Origin of the sequence: Kluyvera ascorbata (assembly GCF_023195735.1) — a bacterium.
GTDB classification, from domain to species: Bacteria; Pseudomonadota; Gammaproteobacteria; order Enterobacterales; family Enterobacteriaceae; genus Kluyvera; species Kluyvera ascorbata.
The window spans coordinates 3,499,131-3,519,679 of record NZ_CP096201.1 but is presented as its reverse complement, the minus strand read 5'-3'; the positions used below and the strand labels follow the sequence as shown (position 1 = coordinate 3,519,679).

At 55.4% G+C, this 20,549-nt stretch carries 19 protein-coding genes; 13 read left to right on the top strand and 6 right to left on the bottom strand.

The genetic code is table 11. From position 1 onward, the window contains the following. Positions 1-2: 2 nt before the first annotated feature. The 3 genes from kdpB to kdpF are packed head-to-tail and all read right to left on the bottom strand — an operon-like array spanning position 3 to position 3,841. Positions 3-2,051, bottom strand: coding sequence for a potassium-transporting ATPase subunit KdpB (kdpB, locus tag MY052_RS16820; RefSeq protein ID WP_248537452.1), 2,049 nt, complete (start codon positions 2,049-2,051; stop codon positions 3-5). Positions 2,052-2,071: 20 nt separating this feature from the next. After that, on the bottom strand, positions 2,072-3,751 hold the full coding sequence (gene kdpA / locus MY052_RS16815) for a potassium-transporting ATPase subunit KdpA (RefSeq protein ID WP_248537451.1): 1,680 nt from the start codon (positions 3,749-3,751) through the stop codon (positions 2,072-2,074). Then, positions 3,752-3,841, bottom strand: coding sequence for a K(+)-transporting ATPase subunit F (kdpF, locus tag MY052_RS16810; RefSeq protein WP_035892707.1), 90 nt, complete (start codon positions 3,839-3,841; stop codon positions 3,752-3,754). Between the two features lie 305 nt (positions 3,842-4,146). On the opposite strand from kdpF, the gene MY052_RS16805 reads away from it, so the two are divergent. Together MY052_RS16805 and phrB are read left to right on the top strand one after the other, a co-directional pair. Next, positions 4,147-4,353, top strand: coding sequence for a YbfA family protein (locus tag MY052_RS16805; RefSeq protein WP_035892708.1), 207 nt, complete (start codon positions 4,147-4,149; stop codon positions 4,351-4,353). Positions 4,354-4,530: 177 nt separating this feature from the next. Further along, on the top strand, positions 4,531-5,952 hold the full coding sequence (gene phrB, locus MY052_RS16800; RefSeq protein WP_248537450.1) for a deoxyribodipyrimidine photo-lyase: 1,422 nt from the start codon (positions 4,531-4,533) through the stop codon (positions 5,950-5,952). A gap of 56 nt (positions 5,953-6,008) precedes the next feature. Here the strand turns inward: phrB and dtpD are convergent, their stop codons facing one another. After that, the gene (dtpD, locus tag MY052_RS16795) at positions 6,009-7,490 is read right to left on the bottom strand and encodes a dipeptide permease DtpD (RefSeq protein WP_248537449.1); all 1,482 of its coding nucleotides are present in this window, start codon (positions 7,488-7,490) and stop codon (positions 6,009-6,011) included. Between the two features lie 281 nt (positions 7,491-7,771). On the opposite strand from dtpD, the gene MY052_RS16790 reads away from it, so the two are divergent. The 6 genes from MY052_RS16790 (at position 7,772) to nei (ending at position 12,185) form a co-directional block, all read left to right on the top strand. Next, the gene (locus MY052_RS16790) at positions 7,772-8,515 is read left to right on the top strand and encodes a type 2 GTP cyclohydrolase I (RefSeq protein WP_123651704.1); all 744 of its coding nucleotides are present in this window, start codon (positions 7,772-7,774) and stop codon (positions 8,513-8,515) included. 15 nt (positions 8,516-8,530) lie between these two features. Then, complete coding sequence (pxpB, locus tag MY052_RS16785; RefSeq protein WP_248537448.1) at positions 8,531-9,187, top strand: 5-oxoprolinase subunit PxpB; 657 nt, start codon at positions 8,531-8,533, stop codon at positions 9,185-9,187. Next, a complete protein-coding gene (pxpC, locus tag MY052_RS16780) occupies positions 9,181-10,113 on the top strand; it encodes a 5-oxoprolinase subunit PxpC (protein ID WP_248537447.1) in 933 nt (310 codons plus the stop codon). The genes pxpB and pxpC overlap by 7 nt, the downstream gene beginning before the upstream one ends. Further along, positions 10,103-10,837, top strand: a complete 735-nt coding sequence (pxpA, locus tag MY052_RS16775; RefSeq protein ID WP_248538955.1) for a 5-oxoprolinase subunit PxpA — start codon at positions 10,103-10,105, stop codon at positions 10,835-10,837. Before pxpC ends, pxpA begins: the two co-directional genes overlap by 11 nt. 256 nt (positions 10,838-11,093) lie before the next feature. Beyond that, positions 11,094-11,249, top strand: coding sequence for a Hok/Gef family protein (locus tag MY052_RS16770; protein ID WP_185669338.1), 156 nt, complete (start codon positions 11,094-11,096; stop codon positions 11,247-11,249). 144 nt (positions 11,250-11,393) lie between these two features. After that, on the top strand, positions 11,394-12,185 hold the full coding sequence (gene nei, locus MY052_RS16765; protein WP_248537446.1) for an endonuclease VIII: 792 nt from the start codon (positions 11,394-11,396) through the stop codon (positions 12,183-12,185). A gap of 101 nt (positions 12,186-12,286) precedes the next feature. Here the strand turns inward: nei and MY052_RS16760 are convergent, their stop codons facing one another. Both MY052_RS16760 and MY052_RS24320 read right to left on the bottom strand, forming a co-directional pair. Then, complete coding sequence (locus MY052_RS16760) at positions 12,287-13,570, bottom strand: citrate synthase (protein WP_035892717.1); 1,284 nt, start codon at positions 13,568-13,570, stop codon at positions 12,287-12,289. Between the two features lie 204 nt (positions 13,571-13,774). Further along, positions 13,775-13,882, bottom strand: coding sequence for a hypothetical protein (locus MY052_RS24320; protein WP_420828620.1), 108 nt, complete (start codon positions 13,880-13,882; stop codon positions 13,775-13,777). 324 nt (positions 13,883-14,206) lie between these two features. On the opposite strand from MY052_RS24320, the gene sdhC reads away from it, so the two are divergent. The 5 genes from sdhC to sucA all read left to right on the top strand — a co-directional run bounded on the left by sdhC (position 14,207) and on the right by sucA (position 20,546). Next, on the top strand, positions 14,207-14,611 hold the full coding sequence (gene sdhC, locus MY052_RS16755) for a succinate dehydrogenase cytochrome b556 subunit (RefSeq protein ID WP_035892718.1): 405 nt from the start codon (positions 14,207-14,209) through the stop codon (positions 14,609-14,611). After that, entirely contained in the window at positions 14,605-14,952 is a 348-nt protein-coding gene (sdhD, locus tag MY052_RS16750; protein WP_035892719.1) for a succinate dehydrogenase membrane anchor subunit, read from the top strand. The genes sdhC and sdhD overlap by 7 nt, the downstream gene beginning before the upstream one ends. After that, positions 14,952-16,718 (top strand): succinate dehydrogenase flavoprotein subunit, encoded by a 1,767-nt coding sequence (gene sdhA, locus MY052_RS16745; RefSeq protein ID WP_035892721.1) that lies wholly within the window; start codon positions 14,952-14,954, stop codon positions 16,716-16,718. The genes sdhD and sdhA overlap by 1 nt, the downstream gene beginning before the upstream one ends. A 15-nt stretch (positions 16,719-16,733) precedes the next feature. Next, positions 16,734-17,450, top strand: a complete 717-nt coding sequence (gene sdhB / locus MY052_RS16740; protein ID WP_035892722.1) for a succinate dehydrogenase iron-sulfur subunit SdhB — start codon at positions 16,734-16,736, stop codon at positions 17,448-17,450. A 294-nt stretch (positions 17,451-17,744) separates the two neighbouring features. Continuing rightward, complete coding sequence (gene sucA / locus MY052_RS16735) at positions 17,745-20,546, top strand: 2-oxoglutarate dehydrogenase E1 component (protein ID WP_035892723.1); 2,802 nt, start codon at positions 17,745-17,747, stop codon at positions 20,544-20,546. Positions 20,547-20,549: the final 3 nt, after the last annotated feature.

Here is a 20,549-nt window from a genome sequence, read left to right as displayed (position 1 = left end):
CCTCAGACCAGACCCAGCAGGGTCAGCAGTAAATCGATAACTTTAATGCCAATAAACGGCACAACCAGACCACCAGCACCATAGATCCACAGGTTACGGCGCAGCATGGCCGAGGCGGAGAGCGGGCGGTAGCTCACCCCTTTTAGCGCCAGCGGCAGCAGGAAGACGATAATCAGGGCGTTGAAAATCACCGCGCTCAGAATGGCCGAGTCAGGCGAGTGCAGATGCATGATGTTGAGCACGCCCAGCTGTGGCCAGCTTGCCGCGAACGCCGCTGGAATGATGGCGAAGTATTTGGCGACGTCATTGGCGATACTGAAGGTGGTCAGGGAACCACGAGTCATCAGCATCTGTTTACCGATATGCACGACTTCAATCAGTTTGGTGGGGTTTGAGTCCAGATCCACCATGTTGCCAGCCTCTTTCGCCGCCTGGGTCCCGGAGTTCATCGCCACCGCTACGTCGGCTTGCGCCAGCGCCGGGGCGTCGTTAGTGCCGTCGCCGGTCATCGCCACCATGCGACCTTCGGACTGATACTGACGAATCAGCGCCAGTTTGGCCTCCGGCGTGGCTTCGGCCAGGAAATCGTCCACGCCCGCTTCGGCGGCTATCGCGGCCGCGGTGAGGCGGTTGTCACCGGTGATCATCACCGTTTTGATACCCATTTTGCGCAGCTGAGCGAAGCGCTCTTTAATGCCGCCTTTGACGATATCTTTCAGCGAGATAACGCCGAGCACGCGAGCCCCTTCTGCTACCACCAGTGGCGTGGCACCAAGGCGGGCAACGCTCTCGACTTTTTGCTCCACGTCCTGTGGGAAGCTGCCGCCGTTGCTCTCGATATGGCGGCGAATGGCATCGACTGAGCCTTTACGGATCATGCGGTTGTCAATGTTGATCCCGCTCATGCGGCTTTGGGCGGTAAACGGTACAAAGGTGGCATGCAGCGTTTGCAGATCCCGCTCGCGCAGATTAAAGCGCTGTTTTGCCAGCACCACGATGCTGCGGCCTTCCGGCGTTTCGTCCGCCAGCGATGAGAGCTGTGCGGCATCGGCCAGCGTTTTCTCGTCCACGCCATCGGCTGGCAGGAACTGGGAAGCCTGACGGTTGCCGAGGGTGATGGTGCCGGTTTTATCCAGCAGCAGCACGTCCACGTCGCCCGCCGCTTCTACTGCGCGACCGCTGGTGGCAATCACGTTAGCGCCGAGCATACGGCTCATCCCGGCCACGCCGATGGCGGAGAGCAGGCCACCGATGGTGGTAGGAATCAAACACACCAGCAGCGCAACCAGCACGGTGACGCTAATCGGCGTGCCGCTCCAGGCGGAGAATGGCCAGATGGTGGCCGTCGCCAGCAGGAATACGATAGTCAGCGCGACTAACAGAATAGTCAGGGCAATTTCGTTAGGCGTTTTACGACGCTGCGCGCCTTCAACCATGGCGATCATCCGATCAAGGAAGGTTTCGCCTGGGTTGACGCTACAGCGCACGACCAGCCAGTCTGAGAGAATGCGCGTCCCACCGGTGACGGAGGCAAAGTCACCGCCGGACTCGCGGATTACCGGTGCAGATTCCCCAGTAATGGCGCTTTCATCCACCGACGCACCGCCCTCAATAACTTCGCCGTCGCAGGGAATGATATCTCCGGCTTCCACCAGCACCACATCGCCTTTACGCAGTTCGTCTGCCGGGACGTGATCCATCGCGGCACCGTAGCGGGCCTCGCGCAGTTTGCGGGCAAACGCCGTTTTCTTGACCCCTTTCAGGCTGTTGGCCTGCGCCTTGCTGCGGCCTTCCGCCATCGCTTCGGCAAAGTTAGCGAACAGTACGGTAAACCACAGCCACAGCGCGATAGCACCGCTGAACCAGGCGTTACCCGGCAGGATTCCCAGCGCCATGGCGACGGCCAACCCGCTGGTGAGTACGCTGCCTATCCAGACGATAAACATCACCGGGTTACGCCACTGAATGGTCGGGCTCAGTTTCTTCACGGCATCGATCAACGCCTGGCGAACCAGAGAGGGTTCGAACAGGGCCAGTTGTTTGCGACTCATAACCAATAGCTCCGCATCACTCAAAACAGGGAAAGATGTTCCGCAACAGGGCCAATCGCCAGGGCGGGAATAAAGGTCAGGGCACCGACCAGCAGTACGGTCCCCATCAGCAGGCCGATAAACAGCGCGTCATGGGTGGCAAGCGTACCCGGGGTGGCTGGCTGGATTTTTTTGCTGACCAGCGAACCGGCAATCGCCATCACCGGTACGATGACGCCGAAGCGACCGACGAACATGCAGAACGCCAGCAGGCAGCTCCAGAACGGTGAGTTGGCGCTAAGACCGGCAAAGGCGCTACCGTTGTTGTTGGCGGCTGACGATACGGCGTACAGCACTTCGCTAAAGCCGTGTGAACCGGGGTTAGCCATCGCGCTGCGGCCCGCGTCTGTCATCATCGCGAGCGCAGTGCCAAGCAGTACCAGCGTCGGGGTGACCAGAATCGCCAGCGCGGTCATCTTCATCTCCGGCACGTCGATTTTTTTACCGAGATATTCCGGGGTGCGGCCAATCATCAGACCGGCAATAAACACTGCCAGCATCACGAACAGCAGCATGCCGTAGAGACCAGAACCGACGCCGCCGAACACCACTTCACCAATCTGCATCAGCCACAGCGGGATCATGCCGCCGAGTGCGGTAAAGGAATCGTGCATCGCGTTGACCGCACCGCAGGAGGCGGCAGTGGTCACCACGGCGTACAGGCTGCTGGCAAGAATGCCAAAGCGGCTCTCTTTACCTTCCATATTGATGCTGCTGTCGGCACCGAAGGCCAACAGATGCGGGTTACCGCGGGTTTCAGCCCACATCACCACTGCGACGCAGATGATAAAGATAAGCGTCATGGCCCAGAGAATGGCGCGGCCCTGGCGGTTATCGCCCACCGCTTCGCCAAAGGCAAAGCACAGCGCGGCAGGAATCAGGAAAATAGCCAGCATCTGCACAAAGTTGGTGAGTGCCGTTGGGTTTTCAAACGGATGCGAAGAGTTGGCGTTAAAGAAGCCACCGCCGTTGGTACCGAGCATCTTAATGGCTTCCTGCGAGGCGACCGGCCCCATTGGCAGCAACTGATGCGCGCCCTCAATGCTGGTAAACGGCTGGTAGGGCAGGAAATTCTGCAATGCCCCTTGCTGAATGAAGAACAGCGCCAGCAGCAGGGAAATCGGCAGCAGCAGCCATAGCGTGATGCGGGTGATATCGACCCACGCGTTACCCAGCGTGTTCACGCTGTGGCGGGCAAACGCACGCACCAGCGTGAACAGCACGGCAATCCCGGTGGCGGCAGAGAGGAAGTTCTGTACCGTCAAACCCGCCATCTGGCTGAAATAGCTCAGGGTGGTTTCACCGCTATAGGACTGCCAGTTGGTGTTGCTGACAAAGCTGACGGCGGTATTAAGCGCCAGATGCCATGACAGCCCCGGAAGTTTTTGCGGGTTCAGTGGCAGCACGCCCTGCAACATCAGCATGGCGAAAAGTACCAGCAGCCCGACCAGATTCAGCAGCAGGATGGCAATGGTATAGCGCCCCCAGCTCATCTCCTGGCCGGAAATGCCCATGACGCGCCAGAGCCCGCTTTCACAGCGGGCAAGCCCCGGCAGCGGCGTGTTGTTGATCATCCCTGCCAGCACTTTGCCCAGCGGACGGGCGAGCACAAACAGCACCAGCAGGAAGCTGGCAACGAGTAAAAATCCTTGAGCAGCCATTTACAGCGCCTCCGCCTTGAAAAGGGCATAAACCAGATACGCCAGTAACAGGAATACCAGCACCGTGCCGGCTATTACGCCTGTAGTCACAATCCACCTCCGGATGGTTGAGTTATTGCGCTAAGCGTAGGTTTTTGGGTGCAAAAATTTCGCAAAAATAGAATGGCGGGGTGTAAAAAAAGTATAAAAATGGCGTAATCCACAATTTAACTAATGGTTAGTATTAATTTAACAATCATGTAACTCAATTACGGCGTGAATGTAAATAAACACTAAATGCACAAAAATTAGTGGTCGGATGAGTAGTAAAATTACACAAATAACGGTACTCTTTTAGTCAGATTACTGAGCTTCATTTTCCGGCGTGCGTTGCCGGCCAACTTAGGGGAGAGAATATGGACCTGTATAGAAAATATCCTGCACACATTGTGTTGTTGCGTCGTACTTTCGCCGTGGTGGCGGGGATTGTCGCATTACCGGTGATGCTGTTCTGGAAAGATCGCGCCCGCTTCTACAGCTATCTGCACCGCGTCTGGTCGAAAACCAGCGATAAGCCGGTCTGGATGGCGCAGGCTGAAGAGGCCGCCTGCGACTTCTATTGATAGTGTCGTGCTATTCCCGGCGACGCTTCGCTTGGTCGGGCTACAAAGCCGTCCTTACCAGGGCGGCTTTTTTGTTTTTGTAGGCCTGATAAGCGCAGCGCCATCAGGCTGTCGAGCCGCACGTTATCGAATAATTGTGTAATATGAATGTATTAGATAAATACATTCAGGATATTTATGTCTACCCATTTGGTCTGGTTTCGCGCCGATCTCCGACTGCACGACAATTTTGCCCTTGCTGCCGCCTGCCGCGATCCCGATGCGCAGGTGCTGGCGCTCTTTATTGCGACTCCTGAACAGTGGAAAGCGCACCATATGGCTCCGCGCCAGGCGGCCTATATCGCCGCGCAGGTGAATGCGCTGCGTCAGGCGCTGGCAGAGAAAAATATCCCGCTAATTTTTCATGAGGTGGCCGACTTTGCCGCCAGCGTCGAAATCGTAAAAACGATTTGTCAGCAGCACGAGGTGACGCAGCTTTTTTATAACTACCAGTATGAATTCAACGAGCGCCAGCGTGACGCCGCCGTAGAGCGGGTGCTGACGGACACGGTTTGTCAGGGCTTTGATGACAGCGTGATCCTACCTCCCGGCGCAGTGATGACCGGCAATCACGAAATGTATAAAGTTTTCACGCCGTATAAAAATGCCTGGCTGCGGCGCTTAAAAGAGCACATGCCGGAATGCGTGCGTGCTCCTGAGTCACGGAATACTTCGGCGGTAACCGACGCGGCAACCATTCATTTTCAGTATCCCCTGCAGCCCTTTGACCCGGCGCTTTTCCCTGCGGATGAAAAGGCAGCTATCGGCCAGCTTCGCCGTTTTTGTCAGGACGGCGCGGGTGAATACGAGGCTCAGCGCGATTTCCCGTCGATTGAAGGCACCAGCCGCCTGTCGGCCTGCCTCGCGGTTGGCGTGCTTTCACCTCGCCAGTGCCTGTACCGTCTGCTGGCGGAACAACCCGAAGCGCTGAACGGCGGCGCGGGTAGCGTCTGGCTGAACGAACTTATCTGGCGCGAGTTTTACCGCCACCTGATGACCTACTTTCCTCGACTTTGCAAACATCGCCCGTTTATCGACTGGACCGATCGCGTGCGCTGGCAAGAGCCGTCAGAAGCACTTATCGCCTGGCAGGAAGGGCGTACCGGTTACCCGATTGTGGATGCGGCGATGCGACAGCTTAATGCAACCGGCTGGATGCATAATCGGTTGCGGATGATTGTTGCCAGCTTCCTGGTCAAAGATTTGCTGATCGACTGGCGACAGGGCGAGCAGTATTTTATGTCACAGCTGGTGGACGGCTGCCTGGCGGCTAACAACGGCGGCTGGCAGTGGGCGGCCTCGACGGGAACGGATGCAGCGCCTTATTTTCGAATTTTCAATCCCACCACACAGGGGGAGCGTTTTGATAAAAGCGGCGCATTTATTCGTCAGTGGCTACCGGAATTAGCCGAGGTTCCGGAGAAGGCGATTCACCAGCCGTGGGTGTGGGCGGAAAAGCAGAAGGTTGAGATTAACTATCCGCGACCCATTGTCGATCACGCTGAGGCGAGGGTAGCAACGCTTGCTGCTTACGAAGCGGCAAAAAAACACGGGATGTGATACTGGAGAATTCCCGGAGTCGGCGCTGGGCGCCTCTTCCGGGATACAGGCTGTGGTTACGCTTCGGCGGCCAGGCGGCGGGAGCGAACTTTCACCGAATGGTACAGCCAGATAACCAGCACGACGGCGACACAGGCCAGTGCGCCCCAGGTTATCTGATCGAACACGTCAATGTAGGCGTTGATGGAGTAATCCACCGCGCCCGCGGTGTCGAATGACCCCTGAGAGGTCTGGTCGGCGATAATCCCTGCCACGTAGTTTGCCACCGCACCGGAAAGCAACATATAGATGCCGGTCAGCACGCCGGTGACGCCCGGGATCTGGATGCGGGTGATTTGCGACATCGCCACCGGGTCAATAAACAGTTCGGCAAAGCCCATCACCGACAGCCCCAGCAGCATCAGCGGCATGGAGGAGTGGCCGTAGCTTGCGGACAAACGTGCGCTCAGGGTCAGAATGCAGAAGCCTGCGCTCATCAGGCCAAGGCCTAATGCGTATTTGCCCCACAGACGCAGATCGCGGTTGGTTGTCACTTTTTCTTTGATCAGCCAGGCCAGTACGATGCCGCACAGCATCACGGCAAAGGCGTTAACCGACTGGAACATCGCGGTTGGCACTTCATAGCCCAGCACATTACGGTTAACGAAACGGTCGATATAGAGGCTGATGGAGCTGCCGCCCTGCTGAGCAAACGCCCAGAACAGCAAGCTAAAGAAGGTCAGTACGACAATCAGGCGCAGGTCTTTACGTTGTTCGGCGGTTTCGGCGCGACGATAAATTTTTGCCAGCACCGCCAGACCGATGATTGACGCCACGATCAGCGCATAGACCGACCACTCTTTCCAGAACAGCACGGTAATAAACAGCGGCGCAACCACCAGCAGCACCAGCAGCCAACCCCAGTTGGGCAGCAGGAACTTCTTCGCGCACAGCACTTCTTTGTTCACACCGGCAGTGTGGGCAAAGTGACGACGGCCGCTGATGAAGATAACCAGACCCGCCAGCATACCCACTGCCGCCAGGGTGAAGCCCATGGCCCAGCTATACTGCTCCTGTGCGAAACCACAGGCGATAGGCGCGACGATAGAACCGACGTTACCCGCCGCATAAAGCAGCGAGAAACCTCCGTCACGACGTGGATCGGTAGGTTCGTACAGTTCACCCAGCAGGCAGCTGATGTTGGATTTAAACAGCCCGTAGCCGCAGACGATAATCGCCAGCGACAGATAAAGGAACATCGGCGCCACTTCACTGGCCCCAAGCACCATATGGCCTATGACCATGAGCAGGGCGCCCAGCATCACCGCCATCCGGTTGCCGAGCACTTTATCGGCCAGATAGCCGCCAAGAATTGGCGTGACGTAAACCAGTGAACAGTAGGCGCTGAACAGCTCGTAAGCGTGGGTATCGTTGTATTTCAGTTGATTGGTGAGATACAGGATCAGCAGTGCGCGCATGCCGTAGAAACTAAAGTATTCCCAAATTTGCAGCGCGACAACGTAGTAAATTGCCTTAGGCTGCGAATGTGATTTATTCATTACCAATTAGACCTCGAAACCCGGCAACATCACGCTACGCAAGGCTTTGTTTCATTTATGTAATAATACGAGGATAATCGTATTATCTTTGTAATATGCGGTATGGTTGCATAAATATACATGATTTTGGTCACACAAAAACAGACAAATTGTGTTGTTTAAGCACTTATTGCGCGTAATTAAGCGGGTCCGGAAAGAGGTTAACGAATTGTGTATCGACGCAATGCGCTGGGGACGCTATTTTATCCTGTAGTAGAGCATCACTTTTGAAGAGAGCGACGATGAAAAATACCGAACTAGAACAATTGATTAATGAAAAACTCAACGGTGCCGCCTTCAGCGATTACGCCCCTAACGGCCTGCAGGTTGAAGGACGTGAAACGGTGCAGAAAATTGTCACCGGCGTGACCGCCAGCCAGGCGCTGATTGATGAGGCCGTGCGTCAGCAGGCGGATGCGGTGATCGTGCATCATGGCTATTTCTGGAAAGGTGAGTCGCCGGTGATTCGCGGTATGAAACGTAACCGTCTGAAAGCCCTGCTGGAAAACGATATTAACCTCTATGGCTGGCATTTGCCGCTGGACGCGCATCCTGAGCTGGGTAACAACGCCCAGTTGGCACAGCTTCTTGGTATCAACGTGATGGGGGAAATCGAACCGCTGGTGCCGTGGGGTGAGCTGTCGATGCCGGTATCTGGTCTGGAGCTGGCGTCGTGGATTGAAGCCCGTCTGGGGCGTAAACCGCTATGGAGTGGGGATACCGGGCCAGATAAGGTCTCTCGTATTGCCTGGTGTACCGGTGGCGGTCAGGGTTTTATCGACAGCGCAGCTCGTTTTGGCGTCGATGCGTTTATTACCGGTGAAGTGTCAGAACAGACTATTCATTCTGCCCGCGAGCAGGGGCTACACTTTTATGCAGCGGGCCACCATGCCACGGAGCGCGGCGGTATTCGCGCCCTCGGCGAGTGGCTCACTGAAACGACCGAGCTGGATGTCACCTTCGTGGACATCCCCAATCCGGCCTGATGATGAGGGAATAAAGTGCAGCGAGCGCGTTGTTATCTGTTAGGTGAAACGGCTGTCGTACTGGAGCTGGAGCCGCCGGTGACGCTGGCGGCGCAGAAACGAGTCTGGCGTTTGGCTCAGCGGGCGGCAAAGTTGCCGGACGTGGTGGACGTCATTCCGGGCATGAATAATATCACGGTCAAGCTACGTGACCCGCAGAGCCTGGCGCTGGATGCGATTGAACGTCTTCAGCGCTGGTGGGAAGAGAGCGAAGCCCTGGAGCCTGAATTTCGGGCCATTGATATTCCCGTAATTTACGGCGGTGAACAGGGGCCTGATCTTCCTGAAGTGGCCCACATTAGCGGCCTGACGCCGCGGCAGGTGGTGGAGCTGCACGCATCGGTTGACTACGTCGTGTGGTTCCTCGGCTTCCAGCCGGGTTTTCCGTATCTCGGTGGGCTGCCGGAACCCCTGAGAATGCCACGTCGCGCCGAGCCGCGGTTAAAAGTACCCGCGGGCTCCGTGGGCATCGGTGGCCAGCAAACCGGAATTTATCCACTGTCCACGCCGGGCGGCTGGCAGCTGATTGGCCGCACTTCTTTGCCGCTGTTCTCGCCCAATCGTGAGGAGCCGATTTTACTACGCCCCGGTGATACGGTGCGCTTTGTGCCGCAAAAGGAGGGCGTATGCTGAAGGTGACCCGTGCAGGCATGTATACCTCGGTTCAGGATGCAGGTCGCGAAGGATTACGGCAGTTCGGCGTAAGCCGTTGTGGGGCGTTGGATAAACCAGCGCTGGTAACGGCGAACCTGTTGGTTGGTAATGATGCCAACGCCGCGGCGCTGGAGATAACCCTGGGCATGGCAACCTTCACCTTTGTGCGTGAAGGTTGGTTTGCCCTTACCGGAGCTGGCTGCGAAGCCACGCTCGACGGCGAGGCGGTGTGGAGCGGCTGGCGGCACTGGGCGAAAGCCGGGCAGACACTGACGCTCAAGCGTCCGAAGCACGGTATTCGTAGCTATCTGGCGCTGTCTGGCGGCATTGATGTGCCTGCCGTGATGGGCTCACGTAGTACCGATCTTAACGTCGGCGTAGGCGGCTTCGAAGGTCGGTGTTTGCAAGATGGTGATGTGCTGCCATTGGGTCAACCTGTGCGTACGTTCCGCGAGCCACGCGGCGTCAAGCCGCTTATCGCCAGCAACCGTATTCGTGCGCTGCCGGGGCCGGAATATCAGGAGTTTGACGCCACTTCTCAGGAGGCCTTCTGGCGTTCTCCGTGGCAGTTAAGTCCGCAAAGTAACCGCATGGGTTACCGTCTGAAAGGGCAGCCGCTGGTGCGTGACAACGTTCGCGAGCTGGTATCTCATGGTCTGGTGCCTGGCGTGGTTCAGGTGCCGCATAATGGCCAGCCCATTGTGTTGATGAACGACGCGCAGACCACCGGCGGGTATCCGCGTATTGCCTGCATTATTGAGGCCGACATGTTTCAACTGGCGCAAATCCCGCTCGGACAGCCGATTCACTTTATCCAGTGTTCGCTGGAAGAGGCGCTAAAAGCGCGACACGATCAGCAGCGTTATCTGGAACAACTGGCCTGGCGACTGAATGATGAAGATTGATCTTAACGCCGACCTCGGTGAAGGCGCGGCTAGCGATGCAGAACTGCTCACGCTGGTGTCATCGGCCAATATAGCCTGCGGCTTTCACGCTGGGGATGCCAGCACGATGCTGACCTGTGTACGTGCCGCGCTGAGAAATGGCGTTGCCGTGGGGGCGCACCCAAGCTTCCCCGACCGGGAAAATTTTGGCCGTACCGCGATGCAGCTACCGCCGGAAACGGTCTATGCCCAGACGTTGTATCAAATCGGTGCGCTGTCGGCGATAGTCCAGGCTGAAGGCGGCGTACTGCGTCACGTGAAGCCGCACGGTATGCTCTATAACCAGGCCGCTAAAGACCCTGCTTTAGCGGACGCTATCGCTAAGGCGGTGTTCGCGGCCAATCCGATGCTTATTCTGGTCGGCCTGGCGGGAAGCGAACTGATTCACGCCGGAACGCGCTACGGACTCGCCACGCGTCAGGAAGTGTTTGCCGACCGCGGCTATCAGTCTGACGGTTCTCTGGTACCCCGCGGCCAGCCGGGCGCGTTGATTAGCGATGAAGACCAGGCGCTGGCGCAAACGCTGGAGATGGTGCAGCGCGGGCGAGTGAGAAGCGTTGACGGTCAGTGGTCCAGGGTAACGGCGGAAACGGTCTGCCTGCACGGCGATGGCGCACATGCGCTGGCGTTCGCTCGTCGCTTGCGGCGTGAATTTACGGCGCAGGGTATTCAGATAACGGCATGATGTTGTTAAGCGAGCACCGACAAACCCACTGGTAATTCGGAATTCATCAAGGCTGAAACGGGCGGGTATTGCAGTACACTCCCGGCGGGTGCTTGAGGCTATTTGTCTCAGGCATTAGCCGAAAGGCAGATAGAGAAAAGCCCCAGATAACCTTCAACGTCTTGCAGGACGTTAAACATTAATCTGAGGCCATCTGTATGAAACAGCATCATAAAGATAGTCTCTTACCGACCCTTGGGTCAAGGAGAAGTAGACTATGAAGCAGCCAAAGGCGATGGTTATCGCCCTGATTGTTATCTGTATCACCGCCATTCTGGTGGTGCTGGTCACAAGAGAAGATCTCTGCGAGGTACGGCTCCGAACCGGCCACGCGGAGCTCGCTGTCTTCACAGCTTACGAATCTGTTAAGTAAGAGCGCCGGCGGGGAGTCATCCCCGCCTTTTTTCGGTGTTGTTGCTATCCTCATGCACCCGTTCTTTTGTTCGACGCGCCGTGTGCGAGCCAAACGTATTATTGATAATATTGTTGCCTTGACGTTTGAAAGGGAGCCATCACTATGCCTGAAGGTCCAGAGATCCGCCGGGCGGCGGACAGCCTGGAAAAGGCGATTCAGGATAAACCGCTGACTGAAGTCTGGTTTGCCTACCCCGAATTATCTTTTTATGCCCCCGCTCTGATAGGCCAGCACGTCACCCACGTTGAAACCCGCGGTAAAGCGCTGCTGACCCATTTTTCTGGTGGCCTGACGCTCTACAGCCACAATCAACTCTACGGCGTGTGGCGAGTTGTTAACGCCGGGGAGATGCCAGATACCACGCGGGTGCTGCGGGTAAAATTACAAACCGCGGATAAAGCGATTCTGCTCTACAGCGCTTCTGATATTGAGATGCTGACGCCAGAGCAGGTAAAAACGCACCCGTTTTTACTGCGCGTCGGGCCCGATGTACTTGATATGACCTTAACGCCGGAGGCGGTAAAAGCGCGGCTGTTGTCGGCAAAATTCCGCAACCGCCAGTTCTCTGGCCTGTTGTTGGATCAGGCGTTTCTTGCGGGGCTGGGTAACTATCTTCGGGTTGAGATCCTCTGGCAGGTGAGATTAACCGGGAATCATAAAGCTTCGCAGCTGGATGAACAGCAGCTTGAGGCGCTGTCGCATGCGCTGCTCGACATTCCTCGGCTCTCCTACAACACGCGCGGGCAGGTGGATGATAACAAGCACCACGGCGCGTTGTTCAGCTTTAAGGTGTTTCATCGCGATGGCGAGGCGTGCGAGCGCTGCGGTGGCATTATTGAGAAGACGATGCTGTCCTCAAGACCGTTTTATTGGTGTCCGGGGTGTCAGCATTAAGCGGTGAGATCTCCCGGGCGAGCGCAGCGACCCCGGGAAAAACGCCCACCACAGCCATAAAAAAAGCGCCCGCAGGCGCTTTTTTACTCTCAAACTCTCAATTACTTCTTGAGGTCTGATTTGAAGTCACGCTGCGTATAGCCAGTGTACAGCTGACGCGGACGCGCAATCTTCATGCCGTCGGTGTGCATTTCGTTCCAGTGCGCAATCCAGCCAATGGTACGCGCCATCGCGAAGATAACGGTAAACATGGACGATGGAATACCCATCGCTTTCAGGATGATACCGGAGTAGAAATCGACGTTCGGATACAGTTTCTTCTCGATGAAGTACGGGTCGTTCAGCGCAATGTGCTCAAGCTCCATCGCCACTTCCAGCAGATCATCTTTAGTGCCCAGTTCTTTCAGCACTTCGTGGCAGGTTTCACGCATCACGGTAGCACGCGGGTCGTAGTTCTTGTACACGCGGTGACCGAAGCCCATCAGGCGGAAAGAGTCGTTCTTATCTTTCGCACGACGCACGAACTCAGGGATGTGCTCAACGGAGCTGATCTCTTCGAGCATCTTCAGTGCTGCTTCGTTGGCGCCACCGTGTGCTGGCCCCCACAGAGAAGCAATACCGGCCGCGATACACGCGAACGGGTTAGCACCAGAAGAACCGGCGGTACGCACGGTAGAGGTGGATGCGTTCTGCTCGTGGTCAGCATGCAGGATCAGAATACGATCCATTGCGCGTTCCAGGACCGGGTTCACTTCGTAATCTTCGCATGGGGTCGCGAACATCATACGCAGGAAGTTACCGGCGTAGGAGAGGTCGTTGCGTGGATACACAAACGGCTGACCAATGGAATATTTGTAGCACATCGCGGCCATGGTCGGCATTTTCGACAGCAGGCGGAATGCGGCAATTTCGCGATGACGCGGGTTATTCACATCCAGAGAGTCGTGATAGAACGCCGCCAGCGCACCGGTAATCCCGCACATCACCGCCATAGGGTGAGAGTCGCGACGGAACGCATGGAATAAACGGGTGATCTGCTCGTGGATCATGGTGTGGCGAGTTACGGTAGTCGTGAACTCGTCAAATTCAGCCTGGGACGGTTTTTCACCGTACAGCAGGATGTAGCACACTTCGAGATAGTTAGATTCTGTGGCTAACTGATCGATAGGGAAGCCGCGGTGCAGCAAGATCCCTTCGTCGCCATCAATAAAAGTAATCTTAGACTCGCAAGATGCGGTAGAGGTAAAACCAGGGTCAAAGGTAAAAATGCCTTTCGAACCCAGACTACGGATATCAAGAACATCCTGACCGAGCGTGCCTTTTAGCACATCCAGTTCAATAGCAGTATCACCTGATAGAGTGATTTTTGCCTTCGTATCAGCCATTTACGGTCTCCTTAGCGCCTTTTTGCTTAAGACTGCTGGATGCCGGATTTGCAATTCAAAACATATTTCGACGTTGCCAGTTTGTTATTTGGCTCACGGCTCTGCTGTAGAGATGAAGCGAGGGTACAGAGCAAGGGCGCTTGACGGTGCACGTCTAATCTACAGTGAAACAACAGCAAATCAGGGTCTTAGCAATCCGATGATTCAAACCTGTATAACACTAATAACTGTCCTGATAAGTTCGGTCAATACCGTCACACTGTTACATAACTTATTATCAGGTGAAAGAGTGACCCCATAACTTTTGAGCATTATATGCTTTTACAGGTGATGGTTGTAACAATAATGTTTAATATTTGTCAAATCACGTGATTAATTTTTAAAAAATTGTTTTAATCGTGAGCATGATCACTGTTCTGCATAAAACCGGACAAACTATATGTAGGTTAATTGTAATGATTTTGTGAACGGCCTATACTGCCGCCAGGTCTCCGGAATACCCTGCAATCCCGAGCCACCCAGCGTTTTAACGTGTCGATTTAGCATCTGTGAGCAGATTTAACCATGACGCGAAGTTATAGAAAGGACGCTGCTTGACCCGCCTGCGGACCGGAGGAAGGAAATAATAAGAACAGCATGTGGGCGTTATTCATGATAAGAAATGTGAAAAAACAAAGACCTGTCAATCTGGATTTGACAACAATCCGGTTCCCAATAACAGCGATAGCGTCCATTCTCCATCGCGTATCCGGTGTGATCACGTTTGTGGCGGTCGGTATTCTGCTATGGCTGCTGGGCACCAGTCTCTCCTCCCCGGAAGGCTTCCTGACCGCTTCCTCTATTATGAGCAGCTTCTTCGTTAAATTCATTATGTGGGGCATCCTTACTGCGCTGGCGTATCACGCTGTCGTAGGTATTCGTCACGTGTTAATGGATTTCGGTTATATCGAAGAAACCCTCGAAGCCGGTCAGCGCTCTGCGAAAATTTCTTTTGTTATTACTGTCGTGCTTTCAATTCTTGCAGGAGTCCTCGTATGGTAAGCAACGCCTCAGCATTAGGACGCAACGGCGTACATGACTTCATCCTCGTTCGCGCCACCGCTATTGTCCTGACTCTGTACATCATCTACATGGTGGGTTTTTTTGCGATTCACGGTGAAGTCACCTGGGAAATCTGGAGCGGTTTCTTTGCCTCTGCGTTCACTAAAGTGTTCACCCTGCTGGCTCTGTTTTCTATCTTGATTCATGCCTGGATCGGCATGTGGCAGGTGTTGACCGACTACGTTAAACCACTGGCTCTGCGCCTGACGCTGCAACTGGTTATTGTTGTGGCCCTGCTGGTTTACGTTATCTATGGATTTGTTGTGGTGTGGGGTGTGTGATGAAACTGCCAGTCAGAGAATTTGATGCTGTTGTGATTGGTGCCGGTGGCGCAGGTATGCGCGCGGCGCTGCAAATTTCCCAAAGCGGCCAGACTTGTGCGCTGCTGTCTAAAGTGTTCCCAACCCGTTCCCATACCGTATCTGCGCAAGGTGGTATCACCGTTGCGCTCGGTAATACGCATGAAGATAACTGGGAATGGCACATGTACGACACCGTAAAAGGGTCGGACTACATCGGTGACCAGGACGCTATTGAATACATGTGTAAGACCGGGCCGGAAGCGATTCTGGAACTGGACCACATGGGGCTGCCGTTCTCCCGTCTGGAGAATGGGACCATCTATCAACGTCCGTTTGGCGGTCAGTCGAAAAACTTCGGCGGCGAGCAGGCGGCACGTACCGCAGCGGCGGCTGACCGTACCGGTCACGCACTGCTGCACACGCTTTATCAACAGAATTTGAAAAACCACACCACTATTTTCTCCGAGTGGTATGCGCTGGACCTGGTGAAAAACGCCGATGGCGCCGTTGTGGGTTGTACCGCACTGTGCATCGAAACCGGTGAAGTGGTTTACTTCAAAGCGCGCGCAACCGTGCTGGCAACCGGCGGGGCAGGGCGTATTTATCAGTCCACCACTAACGCCCACATCAATACCGGTGACGGCGTTGGTATGGCTATTCGCGCCGGTGTTCCGGTGCAGGATATGGAAATGTGGCAGTTCCACCCAACCGGTATCGCCGGCGCGGGCGTTCTGGTGACAGAAGGCTGCCGTGGTGAAGGTGGTTACCTGCTGAACAAACACGGTGAGCGCTTCATGGAGCGTTATGCCCCGAATGCGAAAGACCTGGCGGGTCGTGACGTGGTGGCACGTTCCATCATGATCGAAATCCGTGAAGGTCGTGGCTGTGACGGCCCATGGGGTCCACACGCCAAGCTGAAGCTGGATCACCTGGGTAAAGAGGTTCTGGAATCCCGTCTGCCGGGCATTCTGGAGCTGTCTCGTACCTTTGCACACGTTGACCCGGTTAAAGAACCAATCCCGGTTATCCCAACCTGCCACTACATGATGGGCGGTATTCCGACCAAAGTAAGCGGTCAGGCGCTGACCGTGAACGAGCAGGGCGAAGATGTAGTGATTCCTGGTCTGTTCGCGGTAGGTGAAATTGCCTGCGTATCCGTTCACGGTGCAAACCGTCTGGGCGGTAACTCGCTGCTGGACCTGGTGGTCTTTGGCCGCGCTGTGGGCCTGCATCTGCAAGAGTCTATCGCCGAGCAGGGCGTACTGCGTGATGCGACCGAAGAAGAAATCGACGCTTCCCTGGAACGTCTGAATCGCTGGAACGGTAACCGTGACGGTGAAGACCCGGTCGAAATTCGCAAAGCGCTGCAGGAATGTATGCAGCATAACTTCTCGGTATTCCGTGAAGGCGATGCGATGGCTAAAGGTCTTGAGCAGTTGAAAGCCATTCGCGAGCGTTTGAAAAATGCCCGTCTGGATGACACCTCCAGCGAATTCAACACCCAGCGCGTTGAGTGCCTGGAGCTGGATAACCTGATGGAAACGGCTTACGCCACCGCGGTGTCTGCAAACTTCCGTACCGAAAGCCGTGGCGCACATAGCCGCTTCGACTTCCCGGATCGTGATGATGAAAACTGGCTGTGCCATTCCCTGTATCTGCCAGAGTCGGAATCCATGACGCGTCGTAGCGTCAATATGGAACCGAAACTGCGTCCGGCATTCCCGCCGAAGATTCGTACTTATTAATGCGGAGACAGGATTATGAAACTCGAGTTTTCAGTTTATCGTTATAACCCGGACGTTGACGATGCTCCGCGCATGCAGGATTACACCCTGGAAGCGGAAGAAGGTCGCGACATGATGCTGCTGGATGCATTGATGCAGCTGAAAGAAAAAGATCCAAGCCTGTCGTTCCGCCGCTCCTGCCGTGAAGGGGTTTGTGGTTCTGATGGTCTGAACATGAACGGGAAAAACGGTCTGGCGTGCATCACGCCGATCTCCGCGCTGAATCAGCCGGGTAAGAAAATTGTTATCCGTCCGCTGCCTGGATTGCCGGTTATCCGCGATTTGGTGGTAGACATGGGGCAATTCTACGCACAGTATGAGAAGATTAAGCCTTACTTGTTGAATAATGGGCAAAATCCTCCGGCTCGTGAGCATCTGCAGATGCCAGAGCAGCGTGAGAAACTCGATGGTCTGTACGAGTGCATTCTCTGCGCATGCTGTTCGACCTCTTGCCCATCGTTCTGGTGGAACCCGGACAAGTTTATCGGCCCGGCAGGCCTGCTGGCTGCGTATCGCTTCTTAATTGATAGCCGTGATACCGAAACCGACAGCCGCCTGGAAGGGTTAAGTGACGCTTTCAGCGTATTCCGCTGCCATAGCATCATGAACTGCGTCAGTGTATGTCCGAAAGGTCTGAACCCGACGCGCGCCATCGGCCACATTAAGTCGATGCTGCTGCAACGTAGTGCGTAAGTAGTCATTGTTGCCGGATGGCGACGTACCGTCTTATCCGGCCTACATCCCCTGTAGGCCTGATAAGCGAAGCGCCATCAGGCAACAAAAATGCAGGAAACCTTTAAAAACTGCCAAATCTGCTTTCTCTCATGAGAAAGGGTGAGCGCAAAGCGCTTAAGACAGTTTCTAAAGGTTCCTTCGCGGGCCAGTGCAAATACAAGAGCTCGCAAGTGAACCCTGGGACGTGTGCTATACCGGCGTACGTCGTAGTTATCCACGGCGAAATAAGCATAAGATGCTTAAGGGATCACGATGCAGAACGGCGCAATGAAAGCCTGGCTGGACTCTTCTTACCTCTCTGGCGCGAACCAGAGCTGGATAGAACAGCTCTATGAAGACTTCTTAACCGATCCTGACTCTGTCGACGCTCACTGGCGTTCAATGTTCCAGCAGTTACCTGGTACCGGAGTCAAACCGGATCAATTTCATTCCAAAACACGTGATTATTTCCGTCGTCTGGCGAAGGATGCCTCACGTTACTCTTCTTCGATTTCCGACCCTGACACGAATGCGAAGCAGGTTAAAGTCCTGCAGCTTATCAACGCTTATCGCTTCCGTGGTCACCAGAACGCGATCCTCGATCCGCTGGGACTGTGGCAGCAGGATAAAGTGGCTGATTTAGATCCCGCTTTCCACGATCTGACTGAGGCCGACTTCCAGGAGAGCTTTAACGTAGGTTCTTTCGCCATCGGCAAAGACACGATGAAGCTCGGCGATCTGATTGATGCTCTCAAACAGACCTACTGCGGCCACATCGGCGCGGAATACATGCACATCACGAACACCGAAGAGAAACGTTGGATCCAACAGCGTTTTGAAGCGGGGCATGCGACCTTTAGCGCAGAAGAGAAAAAACGCTTCCTGAGCGAATTGACTGCGGCAGAAGGTCTGGAACGCTACCTGGGCGCGAAATTCCCGGGGGCAAAACGCTTCTCGCTGGAAGGCGGCGATGCGCTGGTACCGATGCTCAAAGAGATGATCCGCCATGCGGGCAAGAGCGGTACGCGTGAAGTGGTGCTGGGTATGGCGCACCGCGGTCGTCTGAACGTGCTGATCAACGTTCTGGGTAAACAGTCCCAGGAGCTGTTCGACGAGTTCTCCGGCAAGCATAAAGAACACCTCGGCACCGGTGACGTGAAGTACCACATGGGCTTCTCCTCCGACATCGAAACCGAAGGCGGCCTGGTTCACCTGGCGCTGGCGTTTAACCCGTCACACCTCGAAATCGTGAGCCCGGTGGTTATCGGTTCCGTGCGTGCGCGTCTGGACCGTCTGGACGAGCCAAGCAGCAATAAAGTTCTGCCGATTACCATCCACGGCGACGCCGCGGTAACCGGTCAGGGCGTGGTTCAGGAAACCCTGAACATGTCCAAAGCGCGTGGTTACGAAGTGGGCGGTACCGTTCGCATCGTTATCAACAACCAGGTGGGCTTCACTACGTCTAACCCACTGGATGCGCGTTCAACCCCATATTGCACCGATATCGGTAAGATGGTGATGGCGCCAATCTTCCACGTGAATGCGGATGACCCGGAAGCTGTTGCTTTCGTCACCCGTCTGGCGCTGGACTTCCGTAACACCTTTAAACGCGATGTGTTCATCGACCTGGTGTGCTACCGCCGTCACGGCCACAACGAAGCCGACGAGCCAAGCGCAACCCAGCCGCTGATGTATCAGAAAATCAAAAAGCATCCGACCCCGCGTAAAATCTATGCTGACAAGCTGGAAGCGGACAAAGTCGCGACGCTGGAAGATGCCACTGAGATGGTCAACCTGTATCGCGACGCGCTGGACGCGGGCGAATGCGTGGTGAAAGAGTGGCGTCCGATGAACCTGCACTCCTTTACCTGGTCGCCATACCTCAACCATGAGTGGGACGAAAGCTACCCGAACAAAGTTGAGATGAAGCGCCTGCAGGAGTTGGCTACCCGTATCAGTACCGTACCAGAAGCCATCGAAATGCAATCTCGCGTAGCGAAAATCTACGGCGACCGTCAGGCGATGGCGGCGGGCGAGAAGCTGTTCGATTGGGGCGGCGCGGAAAACCTGGCGTACGCCACGCTGGTCGATGAAGGCATTCCCGTCCGTCTGTCCGGCGAAGACGCTGGTCGCGGCACCTTCTTCCACCGTCACGCGGTAATTCATAACCAGTCTAACGGTTCTACCTACACTCCGCTGCAGCACGTGCATAACGGGCAGGGCGTATTTAAGGTGTGGGACTCCGTACTGTCTGAAGAAGCGGTTCTGGCATTCGAATACGGTTACGCGACGGCTGAGCCGCGCACGCTGACCATCTGGGAAGCGCAGTTCGGCGACTTCGCCAACGGTGCGCAGGTGGTTATCGACCAGTTCATCTCCTCCGGCGAGCAGAAATGGGGCCGTATGTGCGGTCTGGTTATGCTGCTGCCACACGGTTATGAAGGTCAGGGTCCGGAGCACTCTTCCGCGCGTCTGGAGCGCTATTTGCAGCTTTGCGCACAGCAGAACATGCAGGTTTGCGTACCGTCTACCCCGGCACAGGTTTATCACATGCTGCGTCGTCAGGCGCTGCGCGGGATGCGCCGTCCGCTGGTGGTGATGTCACCGAAATCTCTGCTGCGCCACCCGCTGGCGGTCTCTACGCTGGACGAGCTGGCAAACGGCACCTTTATGCCGGCCATCGGTGAGATTGACGAACTGGATCCGCAAAGCGTGAAACGCGTGGTGTTGTGCTCTGGTAAGGTTTACTACGACCTGCTGGAACAGCGTCGCAAGAACGATCAGAAAGATGTCGCTATCGTGCGTATCGAACAGCTGTATCCGTTCCCGCACCAGGCGGTACAAGAAGTGTTGAAATCTTATGCTCACGTGCATGATTTTGTCTGGTGCCAGGAAGAGCCGCTTAACCAGGGTGCTTGGTACTGCAGCCAACATCATTTCCGTGATGTGATTCCATTTGGTGCTGGTCTGCGTTACGCAGGTCGCCCAGCCTCCGCCTCACCGGCGGTAGGGTATATGTCCGTTCACCAGAAGCAGCAACAAGATCTGGTCAATGACGCGCTGAACGTCGATTAATTA

Excerpts from the sequence above, each read along its gene's own strand:
- kdpB (WP_248537452.1), bottom strand. The coding sequence starts at position 2,051 with ATGAGTCGCAAACAACTGGCCCTGTTCGAACCCTCTCTGGTTCGCCAG.
- kdpA (WP_248537451.1), bottom strand. The coding sequence starts at position 3,751 with ATGGCTGCTCAAGGATTTTTACTCGTTGCCAGCTTCCTGCTGGTGCTG.
- MY052_RS16805 (WP_035892708.1), top strand. The coding sequence starts at position 4,147 with ATGGACCTGTATAGAAAATATCCTGCACACATTGTGTTGTTGCGTCGT.
- phrB (WP_248537450.1), top strand. The coding sequence starts at position 4,531 with ATGTCTACCCATTTGGTCTGGTTTCGCGCCGATCTCCGACTGCACGAC.
- dtpD (WP_248537449.1), bottom strand. The coding sequence starts at position 7,490 with ATGAATAAATCACATTCGCAGCCTAAGGCAATTTACTACGTTGTCGCG.
- MY052_RS16790 (WP_123651704.1), top strand. The coding sequence starts at position 7,772 with ATGAAAAATACCGAACTAGAACAATTGATTAATGAAAAACTCAACGGT.
- pxpC (WP_248537447.1), top strand. The coding sequence starts at position 9,181 with ATGCTGAAGGTGACCCGTGCAGGCATGTATACCTCGGTTCAGGATGCA.
- pxpA (WP_248538955.1), top strand. The coding sequence starts at position 10,103 with ATGAAGATTGATCTTAACGCCGACCTCGGTGAAGGCGCGGCTAGCGAT.
- MY052_RS16770 (WP_185669338.1), top strand. The coding sequence starts at position 11,094 with ATGAAGCAGCCAAAGGCGATGGTTATCGCCCTGATTGTTATCTGTATC.
- nei (WP_248537446.1), top strand. The coding sequence starts at position 11,394 with ATGCCTGAAGGTCCAGAGATCCGCCGGGCGGCGGACAGCCTGGAAAAG.
- MY052_RS16760 (WP_035892717.1), bottom strand. The coding sequence starts at position 13,570 with ATGGCTGATACGAAGGCAAAAATCACTCTATCAGGTGATACTGCTATT.
- MY052_RS24320 (WP_420828620.1), bottom strand. The coding sequence starts at position 13,882 with ATGCTCAAAAGTTATGGGGTCACTCTTTCACCTGATAATAAGTTATGT.
- sdhC (WP_035892718.1), top strand. The coding sequence starts at position 14,207 with ATGTGGGCGTTATTCATGATAAGAAATGTGAAAAAACAAAGACCTGTC.
- sdhD (WP_035892719.1), top strand. The coding sequence starts at position 14,605 with ATGGTAAGCAACGCCTCAGCATTAGGACGCAACGGCGTACATGACTTC.
- sdhA (WP_035892721.1), top strand. The coding sequence starts at position 14,952 with ATGAAACTGCCAGTCAGAGAATTTGATGCTGTTGTGATTGGTGCCGGT.
- sdhB (WP_035892722.1), top strand. The coding sequence starts at position 16,734 with ATGAAACTCGAGTTTTCAGTTTATCGTTATAACCCGGACGTTGACGAT.
- sucA (WP_035892723.1), top strand. The coding sequence starts at position 17,745 with ATGCAGAACGGCGCAATGAAAGCCTGGCTGGACTCTTCTTACCTCTCT.